Source organism: Dyella solisilvae (assembly GCF_003351225.1).
In the GTDB taxonomy this organism is placed as follows: Bacteria; Pseudomonadota; Gammaproteobacteria; order Xanthomonadales; family Rhodanobacteraceae; genus Dyella; species Dyella solisilvae.
In genome coordinates this window covers 176,171-191,603 of the sequence record NZ_QQSY01000004.1, presented here as the reverse complement: position 1 = coordinate 191,603, position 15,433 = coordinate 176,171, and the positions used below count along the sequence as shown (strand labels likewise).

Here is a 15,433-nt window from a genome sequence, read left to right as displayed (position 1 = left end):
AGCTGCACGTGAAACCCCGGTGAAGCGGTCCAGGGCGCCCTGGCGATCGTAGCATCGTAACTCAGTCGACCCCCGCAAATGTGCGCCCGTTCATGGTTGTGGCGCCGCCTCACCCACCCGTTGTGTGGCCACCCGACCCTCCGTTGGCCGGGCCGTCCCTTCGGCCGGGACGGCACCCCGATGCGACCGGACGTTTACACGGCCGTCCTTCCTTGGGCGGCGGCGTCCTGAGCAACGCCGGTATCCCAGCGGATCGAGAGATGGCGCCAGCGACCTAGGCCGCCACGCCCGAATACAGGCGTTCGGGCAGGTATCCCCGGATCGCGGCGGCGTCCAGGTGGACCAGGTTCTTGTCCACCTCCAACGTCACGCGACCGCGCGTGCTTCCGTCGAGTCGTTCTCGCATGGCTCCAAGGAAGGCCGGCGCCGCGATCAGCACCAGGGCGTCGAACTGCCCGGCCGTCCGCGCCTTCTGCAGGAAGCGACTCAGTTCGAGGGCGAAGCTCGCGGTTTCGTGCGCGGCGACGGTGGTGTCCTGGTCCTCGGCATAGCCGCCGACACCCATGCGCTCAAGACCACGCCCGGCGCGGTCGGAGACCAGCTCGTGCTCGGGGAGGCGTCCCTCGGGATGAATAAACGAATCCATCTCTTCCAAAGGCCCCAACGGTTGGCTCGCCCGGAACAGCCGCGCCACAGCACGGTTGGCAACCACGATCCACACGGTCTTTTTCATCATGCGCTCCCAGGAGGTCTCACCAGGAATGCGGGACGGCGCGTCGCTTGGCGCTAGCAGTGCGCGGGAGGCTCCGTCACACGGACGTGTGCATCGAGATTCCACGTTTGTACGTCAATCCGGCGTGAGTCCGCGCCGGATTCAGGCAGAGTGATTGCGAATCGCCTTGAGCAAGCTCATGCCCGCTTCGGGCAAATTGCCTTCATTGACGATGGTCACGGTCTTCTCGGGCACGACGTAACTGTCATGCCGGGCCAGCCGCTGGTCGATCTGCTCGGCGGCTTCCGGGCCGCTCGACAGCATCCTGCTCACGATCGACTCTCGGCTTGCCGTGATCAGCACGGGCACCATGTCGTTGAAGCGTGCCTGCGCGCTCGGGAACGCCCCGCGCGAGCCGTTGACCAGTACGTCCACGCCCTGGCGCAGCCAATGCTCGATCTCCTTGCCGAGTCCACAGCGCAGGCCATGGGCCTGCCAGGTGAGGGCGAACAGGCCGCGGCGTTCGCGCAGGTCAAACTCGACCGGGGTCAGGGCGACGTGGTTGCCGCCCAGGGACTCAAGTGATGGCGTGACATAGCGATGCGCATAGGCCACGTCGTAGGAAGGACCATTCACGCGCGCCCATTCGATCACGCTGTCCTTGCCAGCGCCCCAGGGGCCCATCACGTAATAGAGCCGGCCCTGCCTCATGCCGCCGAGGCCTTGCGCAGCGCCACGCGCTCCAGTGGCTCGAAAGCCGCGCCAGGCGATTTCTCCACGCACAGGGTCAGTGCGTCGACACGTGCCGCCGGCAACATCGCCGCGCGCACCGAGAGCCAGCGCTGCAGGGCCCGCTCTTCATCGACGCTGGCCGGCGCCGACAACGTCATGTGGAAACGATAGCGTTCAAACACGTAGGGATACCCGTAACGTCCGAGGTAATGGGTTTCGATGGCGTCGAGGTCAGAGGCGCGACGCTGGAAGTCATGCTCGGCGAGCGGCAGGCGCAACGGCTCGACCGCCTCCACGCAAGCAGTGGCCAGCGCGTTCACCAGCCGGCAATCGCCGACCGGCCGCAACGCCGGAAATCCGGCCAGGCGGCCGGATCGCATGGAAAGCTGTATGGGTGCATGCGCATGAGCCACGTCGGTCATGGCGCGACGCAGATCGGCCAGGTCATGGTCCGGTGACAGCGTGAATGGTGAGCGGAGGGTGGCATGCCAACCGTAACGGCGCACGTCAGCCAGCAGTGCATTCCATCGGGGCAGTGGAATCCCGGGGATGCCGTTCGGCGCGGAGGCCGGATTGAGCCAATCGCGCCCCAACGAGGCCAAGGCGCTTGCCGGCGCCGGGCAGAAGTAGATCGCATACCGCATTACCCGTGCACCGCCCGTGGCGACTCGGCGTCGGAGGCGGCCACGAAGGGCTCACCCTGCAGGCAGTCGCCACCACCGCGCCTGCCCCGTCCCTTCTGATTACTCATACCCCCTGCCCCACCCCACCCGTCTGAGCCTCGACCTTCCGAAAGCGCCCTACCCAAGCCATGGCAGCCGGGCGCGCCGCTTTCCCAATCCGCCTAGATAACTAGACCTTTGTGACAAGACGGGGAAACTTCGCCTTCGCGGGAACGTGTCGCACTCATGGCTACCCCCTGGCCTCGCCATGCGCGGCAACGCTCCCCAGTTGAACATGGACCGAGGGCGCATAACGCGATGCGGTGTGCAGATCAGTCCGTCGGGCGCCGACGCCCGTGCGTCGGCTCATTTACCCTGCGTCGGCCCCTTGCTGTTGGCCCACGGCCACAGGTGTCCCCACTGCCCCATCATGTCGCTCCACTGCGTTGTGGAGAGCGCGCCTTCGCCGAGGCCACTCAAGGCGCGGGCGGTGTCCTTCTGCCAGGTTTCGAACGCATCCTGCAGGCCCTGCGCGAAGTGCTGCTGCACGTTGGCGGCGATCTGGTTGGTGACGTTGGCGTCACCCATGCGCTGCTGCAGCTGACGCCAGAAGGTATCGGCCGGAATGGTCGCCAAGCCCACCCAATCCTGGGCCTTGAGCAATTGCTCCACCCGCGCCTGCGACTCGGCGATGCCGTCATCAACCGCGCGCGTGGACATCTCCAGCCACTTCCTCCAGTTCTCCATCACCAGCTTGTTCACCCGCAGCTGGAATTCGGTGTTGGCCTTGTACAGGGCCAACGGCAAGTCACCAGGATTGCTCATGTTCATGCCCTCAGTGGGTGGCGCCTCTGTGCAATGGAAGTTTCAAGCCGTCTGGCCAATGGCCGAGTGAAAACGCCTCAACAACAAGCTGAACAACACACTGCCAATGACCGGCAGCGCCAGGAATTGTTTCCGCACCACCAACAATCCGGCGGCGCGGTACAGGATGGACTGCCCCAGTTCAACAAAATGTGTCGTGGGCGCAGCCGGCATCAGGTTCCGCGCCGACGCCGGCATGCTCTCCCGGGGCGCAGCGCCCCCGACCAGCACCTGCAGCGGAATTGGGGGTGAGGATCAGCAACATCGCGAACCGCGGCATGCTGCGAGCCACCGCCGCCCTGAGCCACCTGGGTGGTGGTCGCTAACAGGCACAGCGCCGCCCCGACCAGGAACATCGCCCCCCTTGACCGGCGCCTGCAGCAGGCCGGGCGCCACGAAGCTCAACCACACCCCGGCGGCCACCGGCGCCACCAAGCCCATCGACCAAACGGGAGCGAGCATGATCTGGGCAGGTGTCACCGGCATGACGCGCAAAGGCCTGATGGCGCCGTCATCGCGGTCGCGAATCAGGGACGACCGATCAGGATGAACGAGAGCATGGTGGCGTTGTCGATGAGCTGCTTCAGCCGTCCGATCCACCTTTTCTCCGCGGATGGATTGAAGCGTGCGGGGAATGGCGGGCCTGCCGTTAGTGGGCTTGAACCGCGGTCACGCAACACGGACCCGCTCACCTCACCCAGCACGATCGGCTGAATTTTGGGAGGCTGCGCGTCGCTCCGATATCAGCCGACGACACGTCGCCGCCCAGCCCATGCGCTTCCCAAGCTGAAGCGAAGCCATCACACCGGCGCGGTCATTCACCGCAAGTTGGGAACGTACCAACAGACTCGGAGACCCCCACCAACGCGGAGGCATGTCCATGAAGGCGATCACTTCACTGGCGCTCACGGCGGCACTGGGCATCTCCACCGCGGTCGCGGCGCAGGAAGCGCTGACTCAGCCGCAAATTCAGGCGTCACTCGAGCAGCAGGGCTACAGCAAGGTCCGCGACATTGCCTTCCACGACGGCATATGGACGGCCAAGGCGCGCAGTGCCGACGGCGAAAAAGTGAACGTGCGGGTCGATCCGCGTACCGGCCGGGTCTTCCCCAACAAGCAGGTTTCGCGACTGAGCGAAACGGACGTACGTGCGGAGCTATCGACCGAAGGCTATACCCACGTGCACGACGTGGACTTCAAGGACGGCGTATGGACCGCGAGGGCGGACAATCCGGCGGGGAGAGGCGTGGCCCTGCAGCTCGACCCGGACACCGGCAGGATCATCGGTACCGACAGGCATTGAGCGTTGCGATGGGTAGATGGCCCAGGCCTGGACCTGGCAGTCGGGAAATCCGCACCGACCGATCCGTCAGGTGCGGCGCGAACGCCGCACCTGACGTGTGAGGCTCTGGAAGAACCCTGCGCTTAGAGCGCAGCGTCCTTGAGCTTCTTCAGCGGGCGAACCTTGATCTTCACCGTGGCCGGCTTGGCGGCGAACCACTGCTCTTCCTTGGTGAAGGGGTTGATGCCCTTGCGCTTCGGCTTGGCCGCCACGCTAACGGCGGTGATCTTCAGCAGGCCCGGCAGGGTGAAGTGGCCAGCGCCCTTCTTGTGCACCGAGTTCGTCACGGCAGCCTCGAGCGAGGCCAGCACCGCGCGCACGTCCTTGGCAACCACGCCGCTGGCTTCAGCGATGTGGGCAACCAGGCCCGACTTGCTCAGTGCTTCCTTGATCGGCTTCTGAACGACTGCCTTGGCGGCGGTCTTCGGAGCGGCCTTCGGAGCGGCCTTCTTCTTTGCTGCGGCTTTCTGCGCCTTCGCCATACATTTCCCCGTGGTCATCAAGATGATGGTGTTTGGATGCCTCTCGGCATGCGGAATGTATGGCATGCCAGCCCGCCTCGCCAAGCTGCAATACGGAAAAAATGCGGTTTTTTTGCATCCTGGGCCGCATTGGGGTGAAAAAAGTCACGGAAGCGGCCTCGGGAAGGCTGTTTTTGAGGCTTTTTTGACCACCTCTCCCCCACCCCGGCACATTGACGCTATGGACCGGCGCCGGCAACGCTCTCTACTATCGAGCCTCGTTTCCCCGTTAGGTGCCTTCCATGAAGCGTTTGGCCTTCACCCTGTTGTCCCTGTCGGTATCGGCCGCGCTCTTCGCCGCCGAACCGACCGCCCCGACCATCGATCCCCACCGGCTGTCGGATGAGGTCAAGACCTTGTCCTCCGACGCCTTCGAGGGTCGCGGGCCCGCCACGGAAGGCGAAACCAAGACCGTCGAATACATGATCGCCCAGTTCAAGGCCGCGGGCCTGCAGCCGGGTGGCGACCTCAAGGGCGGCAAGCGCGAGTGGACCCAGGCAGTGCCGCTGCTGCAATCGGATATCGCCGGTTCGCCGCAGCTGTCGTTCAACGTCAACGGCAAGGTCGAGAACCTCACCCAGGGCAAGGAAATCGCCGTGCGCTCGGCGCTGGACGGTTCCAAGGCGGTGGCCATCAAGGATGCGCCGCTGGTCTTCATCGGCTATGGCGTGAAGGCGCCGGAGCGCAACTGGGACGACTTCAAGGGCGTGGACCTGCACGGCAAGATCGCCGTGGTGCTGATCAACGATCCGGACTTCGAGACCGGCGTCGGCGACTTCGGCGGCAAGGCGATGACCTACTACGGCCGCTGGACCTACAAGTTCGAGGAAGCCGCCCGCCAGGGCGCCGCCGGCATGCTGATCGTCCACGAGACCGCGCCGGCCTCCTACGGCTGGGCCACCGTGGCCAACTCCAACACCAACACCCAGTTCGACATCGTGCGCGACCATCCTTCCAGCGTGCACACGCCGGTGGAGGCCTGGATCCAGCGCGACGTCGCGGTCGACCTGTTCAAGGCCGCCGGCCTGGATTTCGAGGCGCTGAAGAAGCAGGCGCAGACGCGCGAGTTCAAGCCGGTGGAGCTGAAGGGTGAGACCTTCACGGCCGACTACAAGATCAACTCCAAGGTGATCGTCTCCCACAACATCGTGGGCCGCATCGAGGGTACCAAGCGCCCGAACGAGACGGTGATCTACAGCGCGCACTGGGACCACCTCGGCGTGGGCGCGCCTGACGCGAAGGGCGACAAGATCTACAACGGCGCGGTGGACAACGCCACCGGCACCGCTGCGCTGATCGAGATCGCGCGCGCCTTCACCAGCGGGCCGAAGCCGGAGCGCTCGGTGGTGTTCCTCAATGTCACCGCGGAAGAAAAGGGCCTGCTGGGTTCGGAGTACTACGCCGCCAAGCCGCTCTACCCGCTGGCGACCACGGTGGCCGACATCAACATGGATGCGCTGGATCCGCACGGTCCCACGCGCAACTTCAGCATCTCCGGCAACGCCAAGCTCGACCTGCTCGATGAGCTGACCGACACCGCCAAGAAGTGGAGCCTGACCTACTCGCCGGATCCGAAGCCGGAAGCGGGCCACTTCTTCCGCTCCGATCACTTCTCCTTCGCCAAGCGCGGCGTGCCGGCGATCTCGTTCGAGTCCGGCGACGACTGGGTGGACGGCGGCATAGCCGCCGGCAAGGCCGCCGCGGACGAATACGTGGCCAAGCACTACCACCAGCCGTCGGATGAATGGCAGGCCAACTGGCCGTTCACCGGCATGGCGCGTGACCTGCAGATCCTCTACACGCTGGGTTACGACCTCGCCAACTCCGACACCTGGCCGAACTGGAGCAAGGACTCGGAGTTCCGCGCAGCCCGCGACGCCACCGCCGCGCAGCGCAGCGCCAACAAGTAAATACGACGAAGTTTTCGTCGCCCGAACGGCCCGCAGCAATGCGGGCCGTTTGTTTTACAACGCGCCAACCCCGCTTTCACGCGGTGCTTATGTTGATGACGCATGCAACAAATCTGCAGCATCGCAGTCATCCCCGGGCCAGCCGGCAGCCATGCAACCGTCGCGACGAAATCATCGGGGAGTCATCTGTGATGGGCAGTCTATGCAGCATCCCCGCAGAACGCTGTCCTATTCCATGCTGGCGCAATACGTTTATTCCTCGAAATCCGGCCTGTTCCGCATCATCCGCCACGGTCGCCAGTGGCGCGTGTTGTGCGAGGAACAGGAAATCGGCCGCCACGACACGCCGGAAGTGGCGCTGATCGCCGCGCGCATCGCCTGCCCCCAGGCACGACTGCCTGGTGAACTGGACCGTTGGCGCTATGTCCCCGAACTGGCGCTGGCGCATTCGCGTGTATCGGGCGAAGGGACTCGCTGGCAGCTCACGGGTTGACCGCATTTCTCCCTCTCCCCTTTGGGAGAGGGTTGGGGCATTGCCACCTTTACGGTGGTGAGGGGTGTGTGCTCGCGGCGAGGTGGCTACAGAGTTCGCACTGATCTAAGCCTGCCGCAAGATTGGCCCCTCACCCTCCCCTCTCCCCAATGGGGAGAGGGAAAAAGAGCGCGCTCACTCGTGCGCGTTGATCACTGCGAGGAAGTCACGACCGTAGCGCTTGAGCTTCGCCTCGCCCACGCCACTGATTGCCGCCAGCTCATCCTCATTCGAGGGCAAGGCGCGCAACATCGCCAGAAGCGTGGCGTCATGGAAGATCACGTATGGCGGCACCCCATGCTGTTTCGCCAGCTGGGTGCGCAGCTTGCGCAGTTCATCCCACAGCGGCTGCTCGTAGGCTTCCACGCCAAGGCTGCCACCGGTCACCAGCTGACTGTCGCGTCGTTTGCGTGAGGCGCGTACGGGGCGAGCATCCTCGCGCAGTCGAACCTCGCGGTTGCCCACCAGCACGTCGCGGCTCGTCTTGGTGAGACGCAGCGTGCCATAGCCCTCCGCATCCGCCTCCAGCAGGCCCATCGCCAGCAACTGCCGGAATACCGAGCGCCATTGCTTCTCGTCCATGTCCGCGCCGATGCCGAAGGTCGACAGGCGGTCATGGCCAAGATCAGTCATGCGCGTGCTGTCATCACCACGCAGGATGTCGATGACGTGGCCCGAACCAAAGCGCTGCCCGCTGCGATACACCGCCGACAGCGCCTTCTGCGCCGGCACCGTGGCGTCCCACGTCTTTGGCGGCTCGATGCAGTTGTCGCAGCGCCCGCACGGGCCGTGGAAGGTCTCGCCAAACGCGGCCAGCAACAGCTCGCGGCGACATTGCGTTGCCTCGGCATAGGCCAGCAGTGACTCCAGCTTCAAGCGTTCGATGCGCTTGCGCTCATCGGCCGATTCGGACTGCGCGATCATCTGGCTCATCGTCACCACGTCGGACAGGCCATAGATCATCCAGGCATCGGCCGGCAGGCTATCGCGACCCGCGCGCCCGGTTTCCTGGTAGTAGCCCTCCATGCTGCGTGGCAGATCCAGATGAGCGACGAAGCGCACGTCGGGCTTGTCGATGCCCATGCCGAACGCCACCGTGGCGACCATCACCAGGCCGTCCTCGCGCAGGAAGCGCCGCTGGTGGGCGTTGCGCGTGGCCGAGTCCAGTCCGGCGTGGTACGGCAGCGCCTCGATGCCCGCTTCGGTCAGCCAGGCCGCCGTCTCATCCACCTTGCGGCGACTCAGCGCGTAGACGATGCCGGTTTCGCCACGGCGCCGCTCCAGGAAATCCAGCAGCTGGCGGCGCGCGTTGTGGCGCAGGCCCACCTGATAGCGGATGTTGGGGCGATCGAAGCTGGAGACAAACTGGCGCGCCTGCTGCAACGCCAGCCGCTCGACGATTTCGTCGCGGGTGCGCTCATCCGCGGTGGCTGTAAGTGCGATGCGCGGCACCTGAGCAAAGCGCTGGTGCAGCACCATCAGCTCGCGGTATTCCGGGCGGAAATCGTGTCCCCACTGCGACACGCAATGCGCCTCGTCGATGGCGAACAGGGCCACCTCGGTGCGCTCGAGCAGGCTGAGGAAACGCGGTGTCAGCAGGCGCTCCGGCGCCACGTACAGCAGGTTGAGCTCACCGGCCAGCAACCGCCGCTCCACCTCGCGCTGTTCTTCCGCACCCAGGCTGGAGTTGAGGTAGGCCGCAGCCACGCCCGCCTCGCGCAGGGCATCCACCTGGTCCTGCATCAGCGCGATCAGCGGCGACACCACGATACCGGTGCCTTGACGCACCAGGGCCGGAATCTGGTAGCACAGCGACTTGCCGCCGCCGGTAGGCATCAGCACCAGCGCATCGCCACCGTCGATCAACTGCTCGACGATCGCCTGTTGCTGGCCGCGGAACTGGGTGTAGCCGAAAACGCTATGAAGAATGTCGTGGGGCGAAGGAAGCATCGGGAGATGCTAGCAAATGGGTCAAGCAACCGCCGCCCGCAAGTACGCCACGCTCACCTGTTGTGGCTAACCCGGCAGGCCCCACAACGCGCGATCAAGATCGGCGTCCAACCCGAACGTGGCGAGCGGCACGCGACCGTTGCGCACCTCCACGCCTTCGGCCTTCAGTCGCCGGCTTTGCTCGCGAAAACCGCGGCTGCCCGGCGGAAAGGCGATCTGCCCGCTGGACCGCAGCACGCGGAACCAGGGCAGTTCCATACCCTCAGGTACTTCGCCCAATGCCCGCCCCACCAGACGGGCGCGCCCCGGCAGTCCGGCGCGCGAGGCGATGGCGCCATAGCTGGCCACGCGACCACGCGGAATCGCGGCAATGGCGGCAAAAATTCGGGTGCGCGCTTCGTCGCGGTCCATGATCTTGAACAGGCTCTTTACACCGGGTCGTGGCACAGTAACGGGGCTGGAATCGCCTGCCAAGGAGACCGCACCCATGCGCCATTTCGAAGCCGTGCGCTCCCACATCGGCAGCCTGCACGAACTGCGCCACAACGACCCCTACTTGATCAGCTTCGACCTCACCCTGCCGCACGATCGCCACCAGGGCATCTACCTGGCCGAACTGGAGGACGAAGCAGGTAATCGCTACCTGAGAATCTCCACGCCGGTGGGTCCACTCGCCGGCGCGGACCCGCGCCGCTGCCTGCGCTTCAACTGGGAGCAGCGCAAGGGTTTCCTCGCGGTGGCGGACCTGGACGGCTCGCCCTACCTGCACCTGTGCGAGAACCGCCCCTATGAATTGCTCGACGCCGCTGAGTTGAAGCGGCTGATCGATGAACTGGGCTCCCTGGGCGACCAGTTGGAGCGCATCGTCGCAGCGGGCGGCGACGCCCTCTAGAAACGCCCCGCCAGCAGCGCGCAGGCGCATCCACTGAGCGCGAGCGCCGCGGCGCCGTTGTCACCGCGACGCAAGCATTCGCGCGAGGCGCCCTCCTAGCGAAGCCTGTTTCAGAACATCGCGGACAAGCGCACCATGCCGTAAGCCAGCACGGCCGTGACCGGCAGGGTGAGAATCCACGCCCACACCATGCGCTCCACCACCGACCAGCGGATCGCGTTCCAGCGCTTGGCGGCGCCGACGCCCATGATCGAGGCCGACACGTTGTGCGTGGTGGACACCGGGATGCCGAACGCGGACGCGGTGAGGATCACCGCCGCCGAACTGCCTTCGGCGGCGAAGCCGTTGATCGGGTGCAGCTTGACCATCTTGTGGCCCAGCGTCTTGATGATGCGCCAGCCACCGCCAGCGGTGCCGGCCGCCATGGTCAACGCGCACAGCACCGCGACCCACGAGGGCACATCGAAGCCGCCGTCGGCCGAACCGTGGATGCGCAGGAATCCCAGCCAGTGCGGCAGATGCTCGAACTGGCCCGTCGCCGTGGCGCCAGCCAGGGCCAGTGCAATGATGCCCATGCTCTTCTGCGCGTCATTCATGCCATGGGCCAGGCCCATGGCGCTGGCCGAGGCGATCTGCGCCTTGCCGAAGAAACTGTTGACGAAGGGCGTGCGGCCCAGCCGACGCAGGAACCCGGTACGGCTGGAGAACCAGCTGAGCAGCGCATAGAGCGAGCCCATCAGCACGAAGCCGATGATGAAGCCCGCCAACGGTGACACCACCATCGGCAGGATCACCTTCGGCACCACACCGCTGCCCTGCCACCAGTGCCCGCCGGGATGCCACCAGATCACCGCGGCGAAATTGTTGGCCGATGCGGCGATCGCCGCGCCCACCAGGGCGCCGACGAGCGCGTGGCTGGAACTGGACGGCAGGCCCAACCACCAGGTGATGAGATTCCATGCCGTCGCCGCCAGCAGCGCGCAGATCAGCAGCTGCGGCCCGGCGGCGATCACCTGGGTGTCGATTAGTCCGGCGGCGATGGTCTTGGCCACCGCCGTGCCCCATAGCGCGCCGATCAGGTTGGTCACCGCGGCCATCAGCACGGCCTGGCCGGGGGTGAGCACCTTGGTGGCCACCACCGTGGCGATGGAGTTGGCGGTGTCGTGAAAGCCGTTGATGTACGTGAAGGCCAGCGCGATGAGCACGACGGCAATGGCAAGGCCGATGCTCATGCGCGCACCTCGCGCACAAGGACGGCGGCCCGGAACGCGGCCGGGCCGCTCATAGAATGGGAGGTCATCGTGCCGGTCTCAGGAATTCTTCAGCACGATGGAGTAGACGATGTTGCCCACGTCGCGGCACTTGTCGATCGCCTTCTCCAGCAGCTCGAACAAGTCCTTGGCGAGCATCGCGCGCATGGCGTCGTTGCCTTCCACGTAGAGCGTGCGGTACGGCGAGAGCAGCATGCGGTCGCCCTCCGACTCCAGGGTCTGCATGCGGTCCTGCAGCTTCTTCACCGGATCGATGCGCAGGCCGCGGCGCAGCTCGCCAATCATCTCCGACACCACCGCCGTGGCGCGCTCGAGCACCAGGGCGCGCGCGGCAAAATCCACGTCGGCAATGCGATCAACGACAATCTCGTAGCGCTCGGCAAACTTCTCGATGGTCTTGGGGATTTTGTACAGCGCCGAATTGAGCGCCTCGATGTCCTCGCGGTCGAGCGCGGTGACGAAGGTGTTCACCAGCTCCTCGCTGATCTGCCCGGCAAGCGCCTTCTCGCGCGCACGCGCGGAAGCAAAGGCAGCCATCACCGGGGCGTGGTCCTTGCCCGTCACCAGTTCATGAAGTGCCTTGGCGCTCTCGCGCGCCGCCTCGGCGCTCTGCTCGAGCAGGCCGTAGAACTTGTCGCCTTTGCCGAAAATCGTTTGCAATGAAAACATGCGGTTATTGCCTGGGGTGCGGGGGCTGAAATGACGGATATGTTACAGGACGCCCGTGTGGCGCCGCATCACGGGGCGTGGACAGCCTGCCGCAGCTCCTTGGTCCCCCTACCCGCCATAGGCCTTACACTGCGTCTCATGTACCCACGCGACCTCCCCCGCAAGCGGCCGCCATGCTGACCGACTTTGCGATCGTCATCGTCCTTTCGCTGTTCAACGGCTTCTTTGCTTTGTCCGAGATGGCCCTGGTCGCCTCGCGCAAGACCCGCCTGAAGAACATGGCCCGCACCAGCCGGCGCGCCCGCACCGCCCTGCGCAACGCCGAAGCGCCGGAGCGCTTCCTGTCCACCGTTCAGGTCGGCATGACCCTGGTGATCCTGGTGACCGGCGCCCTGGCCGGCGATGCAGTGGGCATCCACATCGCCAACGCCATCCACGGTGGTCGGGCGGCCTGGATGGAGCCGTACGCGCGCGTCATCGGGCTGGTGCTGGGATTTGCCCTGATCTCCTTCATCCAAATCGTGGTCGGCGAACTGGTGCCCAAGCGGCTGGCCCTGGCGGCGCCGGAGGTCATCGCCGGCTACGTGGCCATGCCGATGATGGTGCTTTCGCGCATCGCCGCGCCTTTCGTGTGGTTGCTCAACTTCTCCAGCAGCATGCTGCTGCGCGTGCTCAACGTGCGCCAGCGCGGCAGCGACGTGGCGACGGAAGAGGAAATCCGCCTACTGGTGGCCGAAAGCGCCGAACACGGCGTGCTCGATCGCGACGAACACAACATGGTCAACCGCGTGCTGCGCCTGGGCGACCGCACCGTGGACAGCGTGATGTCGCCGCGCACGCGCATCGTGTGGCTGGATGCGGCCGCCAGCACCGAGGAAAACACCGAGATCCTGCGCAGCACGCCCTATTCGCGCTATCCGGTGTTCCGCGGCGACGAGAGCGACATCCTCGGCGTGGTCGAGGTCAAGCGCTTGCTGCGCGGTTTCGCCGAAGGCAAGCCGAACGTGTTCGGCCAGCTGGCCAAGCCGCTTTACGTGCCCGCCACCGCCCGCGCGCTCGACCTGCTGGAAGAGTTCCGCGACGCCGACACCCAGCTCGCGCTGGTGGTGGACGAATACGGCGACATCGTGGGCCTGGTCACCCTGAACGACCTGCTGGCCGCGATCGTCGGCGCCACTCAGCTGGGCGGCAGTGGTCCGGAGGAAACCCAGCTGGTGGTGCAACGCGAGGACGGCAGCTGGCTGGTCGATGGCTCGCTCTCCACTGACGACCTGCGCGAACTGCTGCAGGTCGACGCCCTGCCCGGCGAGGAAGAACACGAATACCGCACCGCCGCGGGCATGGTGATGGCGGCGCTGGGACATATCCCGCAAACCGGCGAGACCTTCGAATGGAAGGGCTTCCGGGTGGAGGTCGTGGACCTGGACGGCGCGCGCATCGACAAGCTGCTGATCGCCCGCCAGTCGCACATCGACGTAGAGGAAGACGGCTTTTAGGCCTTTGCAGCGGGAGTGAGTGGGGAGAAGTGAGAGAAGTGCCCAAGAGCGCGGGCGTTCACTCTCACTTCTCGCTCCTGTTAACTCACTTCCCGCTCTTGAGCTTGTCGTTGGCGATGGCCGCCATGCGCTGCGCGTCGGCGAAGATGCCATGCATCACGCGCAACTCGCGCTCGTCGGGCTGGGCGCGCTGGAACAGCTTGCGCAGGCGCAGCATGATCGTAGTCGGCGCGCGCCCCTTGTGGAAATCGATGTCATCGAGCATTTGCGAAAGGTGCTCGAAGAAGCGCTCCATTCGCGCCGCGTCGGCCGGTGGCTCGGCGTCGGTCCGCACGGGCGCGGCGACCTTACCCAGTGAGGCCACGCGCAGTTCGTAGGCCATCACCTGCACCGCCTGCGACAGGTTGAGCGAACTGAAGTCGTCCACACTGGGGATGCGCACCATCGCATGGCAGCGCGCCAGCTCCTCGTTCTCCAGGCCGGTGCGCTCGTTGCCGAACACCAGGGCCACCTGCTCGCCGCGGCCGGCCGCGGCCAGTGCGCGGCTGGCCGCCTCGCGGGGGGTGATCTCCTCCAGATCTACCCCGCGGCGGCGTGCCGACAGGCCCAGCGCCAGGCTGGTCCCGGCCAGGGCGTCGACCAGACCCTCGCTGACAGTGGCGTTTTCCAGCACGTCGTCCGCGCCGGCGGCCAGGGCCGAAGCCTCACGGTCCGGGAACTTGTGCGGGGCGACCAGGGCCATCTTGTCGAAGCCCATGGTGCGGATCGCCCGGGCAGCGCTGCCGATATTGCCGGGGTGCGAGGTGCGCACCAGCACGTAGCGGATGCGGGCGGCGAGGTCCGATTCAGCGGTCATTGGGGGTGAAAAACTCGGGCAAACGGGGGCAAAGCTTGGAAATTGGCGGCCGTCCTGTCAAACGGGCCGGCCCGGCGAACCTGAAGACGGGCGCCATGTCTGCTAGACTTTCCCGCCGAAACCCCGCTCTTTTGAAAGCCGAAGCCATGCCCAGACCCGCCGTCAACGTCGCGGTGCGCGCCGCGCGCTCCGCAGGAAACATCATCCTGCGCTACATGAACCGGATCGACGGACTCAATGTCGTCGAGAAGCAACGCATGGACTTCGCCTCGGAAGTCGACCGCCTGGCCGAAGCCGAGATCGTCAAGGAACTCAAGCGCGCCTACCCCACGCACGCCTTCCTCGCCGAGGAAAGCGGCGCCACGGGCAAGGGTCCGCTGGTGTGGGTGATCGACCCGCTCGATGGCACCCACAACTACCTGCGCGGCATCCCGCATTTCTGCGTGTCCATCGCCCTGCTCGACAAGGGCGAGCCGGTCTATGCCGTGGTGTTCGATCCGCTGCGCGACGAGCTGTTCACCGCCAGCAAGGGCGATGGCGCCTACCTCAACGACCGCCGCATCCGCGTCAGCAAGCGCGAGAACCTGGGCGGCGCGATGATCGGCACCGGCTTCCCGTACCGCCAGCGCTCGCACCTGGATGCCCAGCTGGCCATGACCCGCGCCCTGCTCGGCCAGGCCGAGGACATCCGCCGCTCCGGCTCGGCCGCGCTGGACCTCGCCTACACTGCCGCCGGTCGCTACGACGGCTTCTTCGAGATCGGCCTGAAGCCCTGGGACATGGCCGCCGGCGCCCTGCTGGTGCGTGAAGCGGGCGGCCGCTATTGCGACTTCGCCGGCCGCGACGGCATCCCGGAAAGCGGCAACATCATCGCCGGCAACCTGCACGTGGCCCAGGCCATGACGGACGCGATCAGCGCCAACGCCACGCCGCGCCTGCTGATGGCGTAGAGCGAGAAATGAGTGAACAGGAGTGAGAAGTGAGAGAGAGCAAGCGCTCGCGCGCCCGAGCCCTTCTCTCACTT

The 15,433-nt window shown here is 65.8% G+C and carries 17 protein-coding genes; 6 read left to right on the top strand and 11 right to left on the bottom strand.

Annotated features, from left to right (window positions below; all coding sequences use genetic code 11):
• Positions 1-274 precede the first annotated feature (274 nt).
• The 5 genes from DVT68_RS15475 to DVT68_RS20475 all read right to left on the bottom strand — a co-directional run bounded on the left by DVT68_RS15475 (position 275) and on the right by DVT68_RS20475 (position 3,144).
• A complete protein-coding gene (locus DVT68_RS15475) occupies positions 275-733 on the bottom strand; it encodes a host attachment protein (protein WP_158543519.1) in 459 nt (152 codons plus the stop codon).
• A 141-nt stretch (positions 734-874) separates the two neighbouring features.
• Positions 875-1,423, bottom strand: a complete 549-nt coding sequence (gene phnN / locus DVT68_RS15470; protein WP_114826000.1) for a phosphonate metabolism protein/1,5-bisphosphokinase (PRPP-forming) PhnN — start codon at positions 1,421-1,423, stop codon at positions 875-877.
• A complete protein-coding gene (locus tag DVT68_RS15465; protein WP_114825999.1) occupies positions 1,420-2,088 on the bottom strand; it encodes a DUF1045 domain-containing protein in 669 nt (222 codons plus the stop codon). Before DVT68_RS15465 ends, phnN begins: the two co-directional genes overlap by 4 nt.
• A gap of 384 nt (positions 2,089-2,472) precedes the next feature.
• A complete protein-coding gene (locus DVT68_RS15460; RefSeq protein ID WP_114826140.1) occupies positions 2,473-2,931 on the bottom strand; it encodes a phasin family protein in 459 nt (152 codons plus the stop codon).
• A 42-nt stretch (positions 2,932-2,973) separates the two neighbouring features.
• The gene (locus DVT68_RS20475; protein ID WP_158543518.1) at positions 2,974-3,144 is read right to left on the bottom strand and encodes a hypothetical protein; all 171 of its coding nucleotides are present in this window, start codon (positions 3,142-3,144) and stop codon (positions 2,974-2,976) included.
• Positions 3,145-3,850: 706 nt separating this feature from the next.
• Here DVT68_RS20475 and DVT68_RS15450 point away from each other — a divergent pair.
• Positions 3,851-4,273: a PepSY domain-containing protein gene (locus DVT68_RS15450; RefSeq protein ID WP_233523508.1), complete on the top strand. Its 423-nt coding sequence runs from the start codon at positions 3,851-3,853 to the stop codon at positions 4,271-4,273.
• 122 nt (positions 4,274-4,395) lie between these two features.
• Here the strand turns inward: DVT68_RS15450 and DVT68_RS15445 are convergent, their stop codons facing one another.
• Positions 4,396-4,794, bottom strand: a complete 399-nt coding sequence (locus DVT68_RS15445) for an HU family DNA-binding protein (RefSeq protein ID WP_114825996.1) — start codon at positions 4,792-4,794, stop codon at positions 4,396-4,398.
• A gap of 281 nt (positions 4,795-5,075) precedes the next feature.
• Here DVT68_RS15445 and DVT68_RS15440 point away from each other — a divergent pair, with 281 nt between their 5' ends.
• A complete protein-coding gene (locus tag DVT68_RS15440; RefSeq protein ID WP_114825995.1) occupies positions 5,076-6,743 on the top strand; it encodes a M28 family metallopeptidase in 1,668 nt (555 codons plus the stop codon).
• A 202-nt stretch (positions 6,744-6,945) separates the two neighbouring features.
• Positions 6,946-7,236 (top strand): hypothetical protein, encoded by a 291-nt coding sequence (locus DVT68_RS15435; RefSeq protein ID WP_233523507.1) that lies wholly within the window; start codon positions 6,946-6,948, stop codon positions 7,234-7,236.
• A gap of 174 nt (positions 7,237-7,410) precedes the next feature.
• Here the strand turns inward: DVT68_RS15435 and recQ are convergent, their stop codons facing one another.
• Both recQ and DVT68_RS15425 read right to left on the bottom strand, forming a co-directional pair.
• Positions 7,411-9,225 carry a DNA helicase RecQ gene (gene recQ / locus DVT68_RS15430; RefSeq protein WP_114825994.1) on the bottom strand — a complete coding sequence of 605 codons (1,815 nt, stop codon included), beginning with the start codon at positions 9,223-9,225 and terminating at the stop codon, positions 7,411-7,413.
• A gap of 66 nt (positions 9,226-9,291) precedes the next feature.
• Positions 9,292-9,636, bottom strand: a complete 345-nt coding sequence (locus tag DVT68_RS15425; RefSeq protein WP_114826138.1) for an MGMT family protein — start codon at positions 9,634-9,636, stop codon at positions 9,292-9,294.
• Between the two features lie 76 nt (positions 9,637-9,712).
• Here DVT68_RS15425 and DVT68_RS15420 point away from each other — a divergent pair, with 76 nt between their 5' ends.
• Positions 9,713-10,117: a type III secretion system chaperone family protein gene (locus tag DVT68_RS15420; RefSeq protein WP_114825993.1), complete on the top strand. Its 405-nt coding sequence runs from the start codon at positions 9,713-9,715 to the stop codon at positions 10,115-10,117.
• 110 nt (positions 10,118-10,227) lie between these two features.
• On the opposite strand, the gene DVT68_RS15415 is transcribed toward DVT68_RS15420, so the two are convergent.
• Positions 10,228-11,349, bottom strand: coding sequence for an inorganic phosphate transporter (locus DVT68_RS15415; RefSeq protein ID WP_199536082.1), 1,122 nt, complete (start codon positions 11,347-11,349; stop codon positions 10,228-10,230).
• Positions 11,350-11,427: 78 nt separating this feature from the next.
• Positions 11,428-12,057, bottom strand: coding sequence for a DUF47 domain-containing protein (locus tag DVT68_RS15410; protein WP_114825992.1), 630 nt, complete (start codon positions 12,055-12,057; stop codon positions 11,428-11,430).
• Between the two features lie 173 nt (positions 12,058-12,230).
• On the opposite strand from DVT68_RS15410, the gene DVT68_RS15405 reads away from it, so the two are divergent.
• On the top strand, positions 12,231-13,553 hold the full coding sequence (locus DVT68_RS15405) for a hemolysin family protein (RefSeq protein WP_114825991.1): 1,323 nt from the start codon (positions 12,231-12,233) through the stop codon (positions 13,551-13,553).
• 85 nt (positions 13,554-13,638) lie between these two features.
• Here the strand turns inward: DVT68_RS15405 and DVT68_RS15400 are convergent, their stop codons facing one another.
• Complete coding sequence (locus DVT68_RS15400) at positions 13,639-14,409, bottom strand: RNA methyltransferase (RefSeq protein WP_114825990.1); 771 nt, start codon at positions 14,407-14,409, stop codon at positions 13,639-13,641.
• 146 nt (positions 14,410-14,555) lie between these two features.
• Between DVT68_RS15400 and DVT68_RS15395 the strand changes: the two genes are divergently transcribed.
• The gene (locus DVT68_RS15395) at positions 14,556-15,359 is read left to right on the top strand and encodes an inositol monophosphatase family protein (protein ID WP_114825989.1); all 804 of its coding nucleotides are present in this window, start codon (positions 14,556-14,558) and stop codon (positions 15,357-15,359) included.
• Positions 15,360-15,433 lie beyond the last annotated feature (74 nt).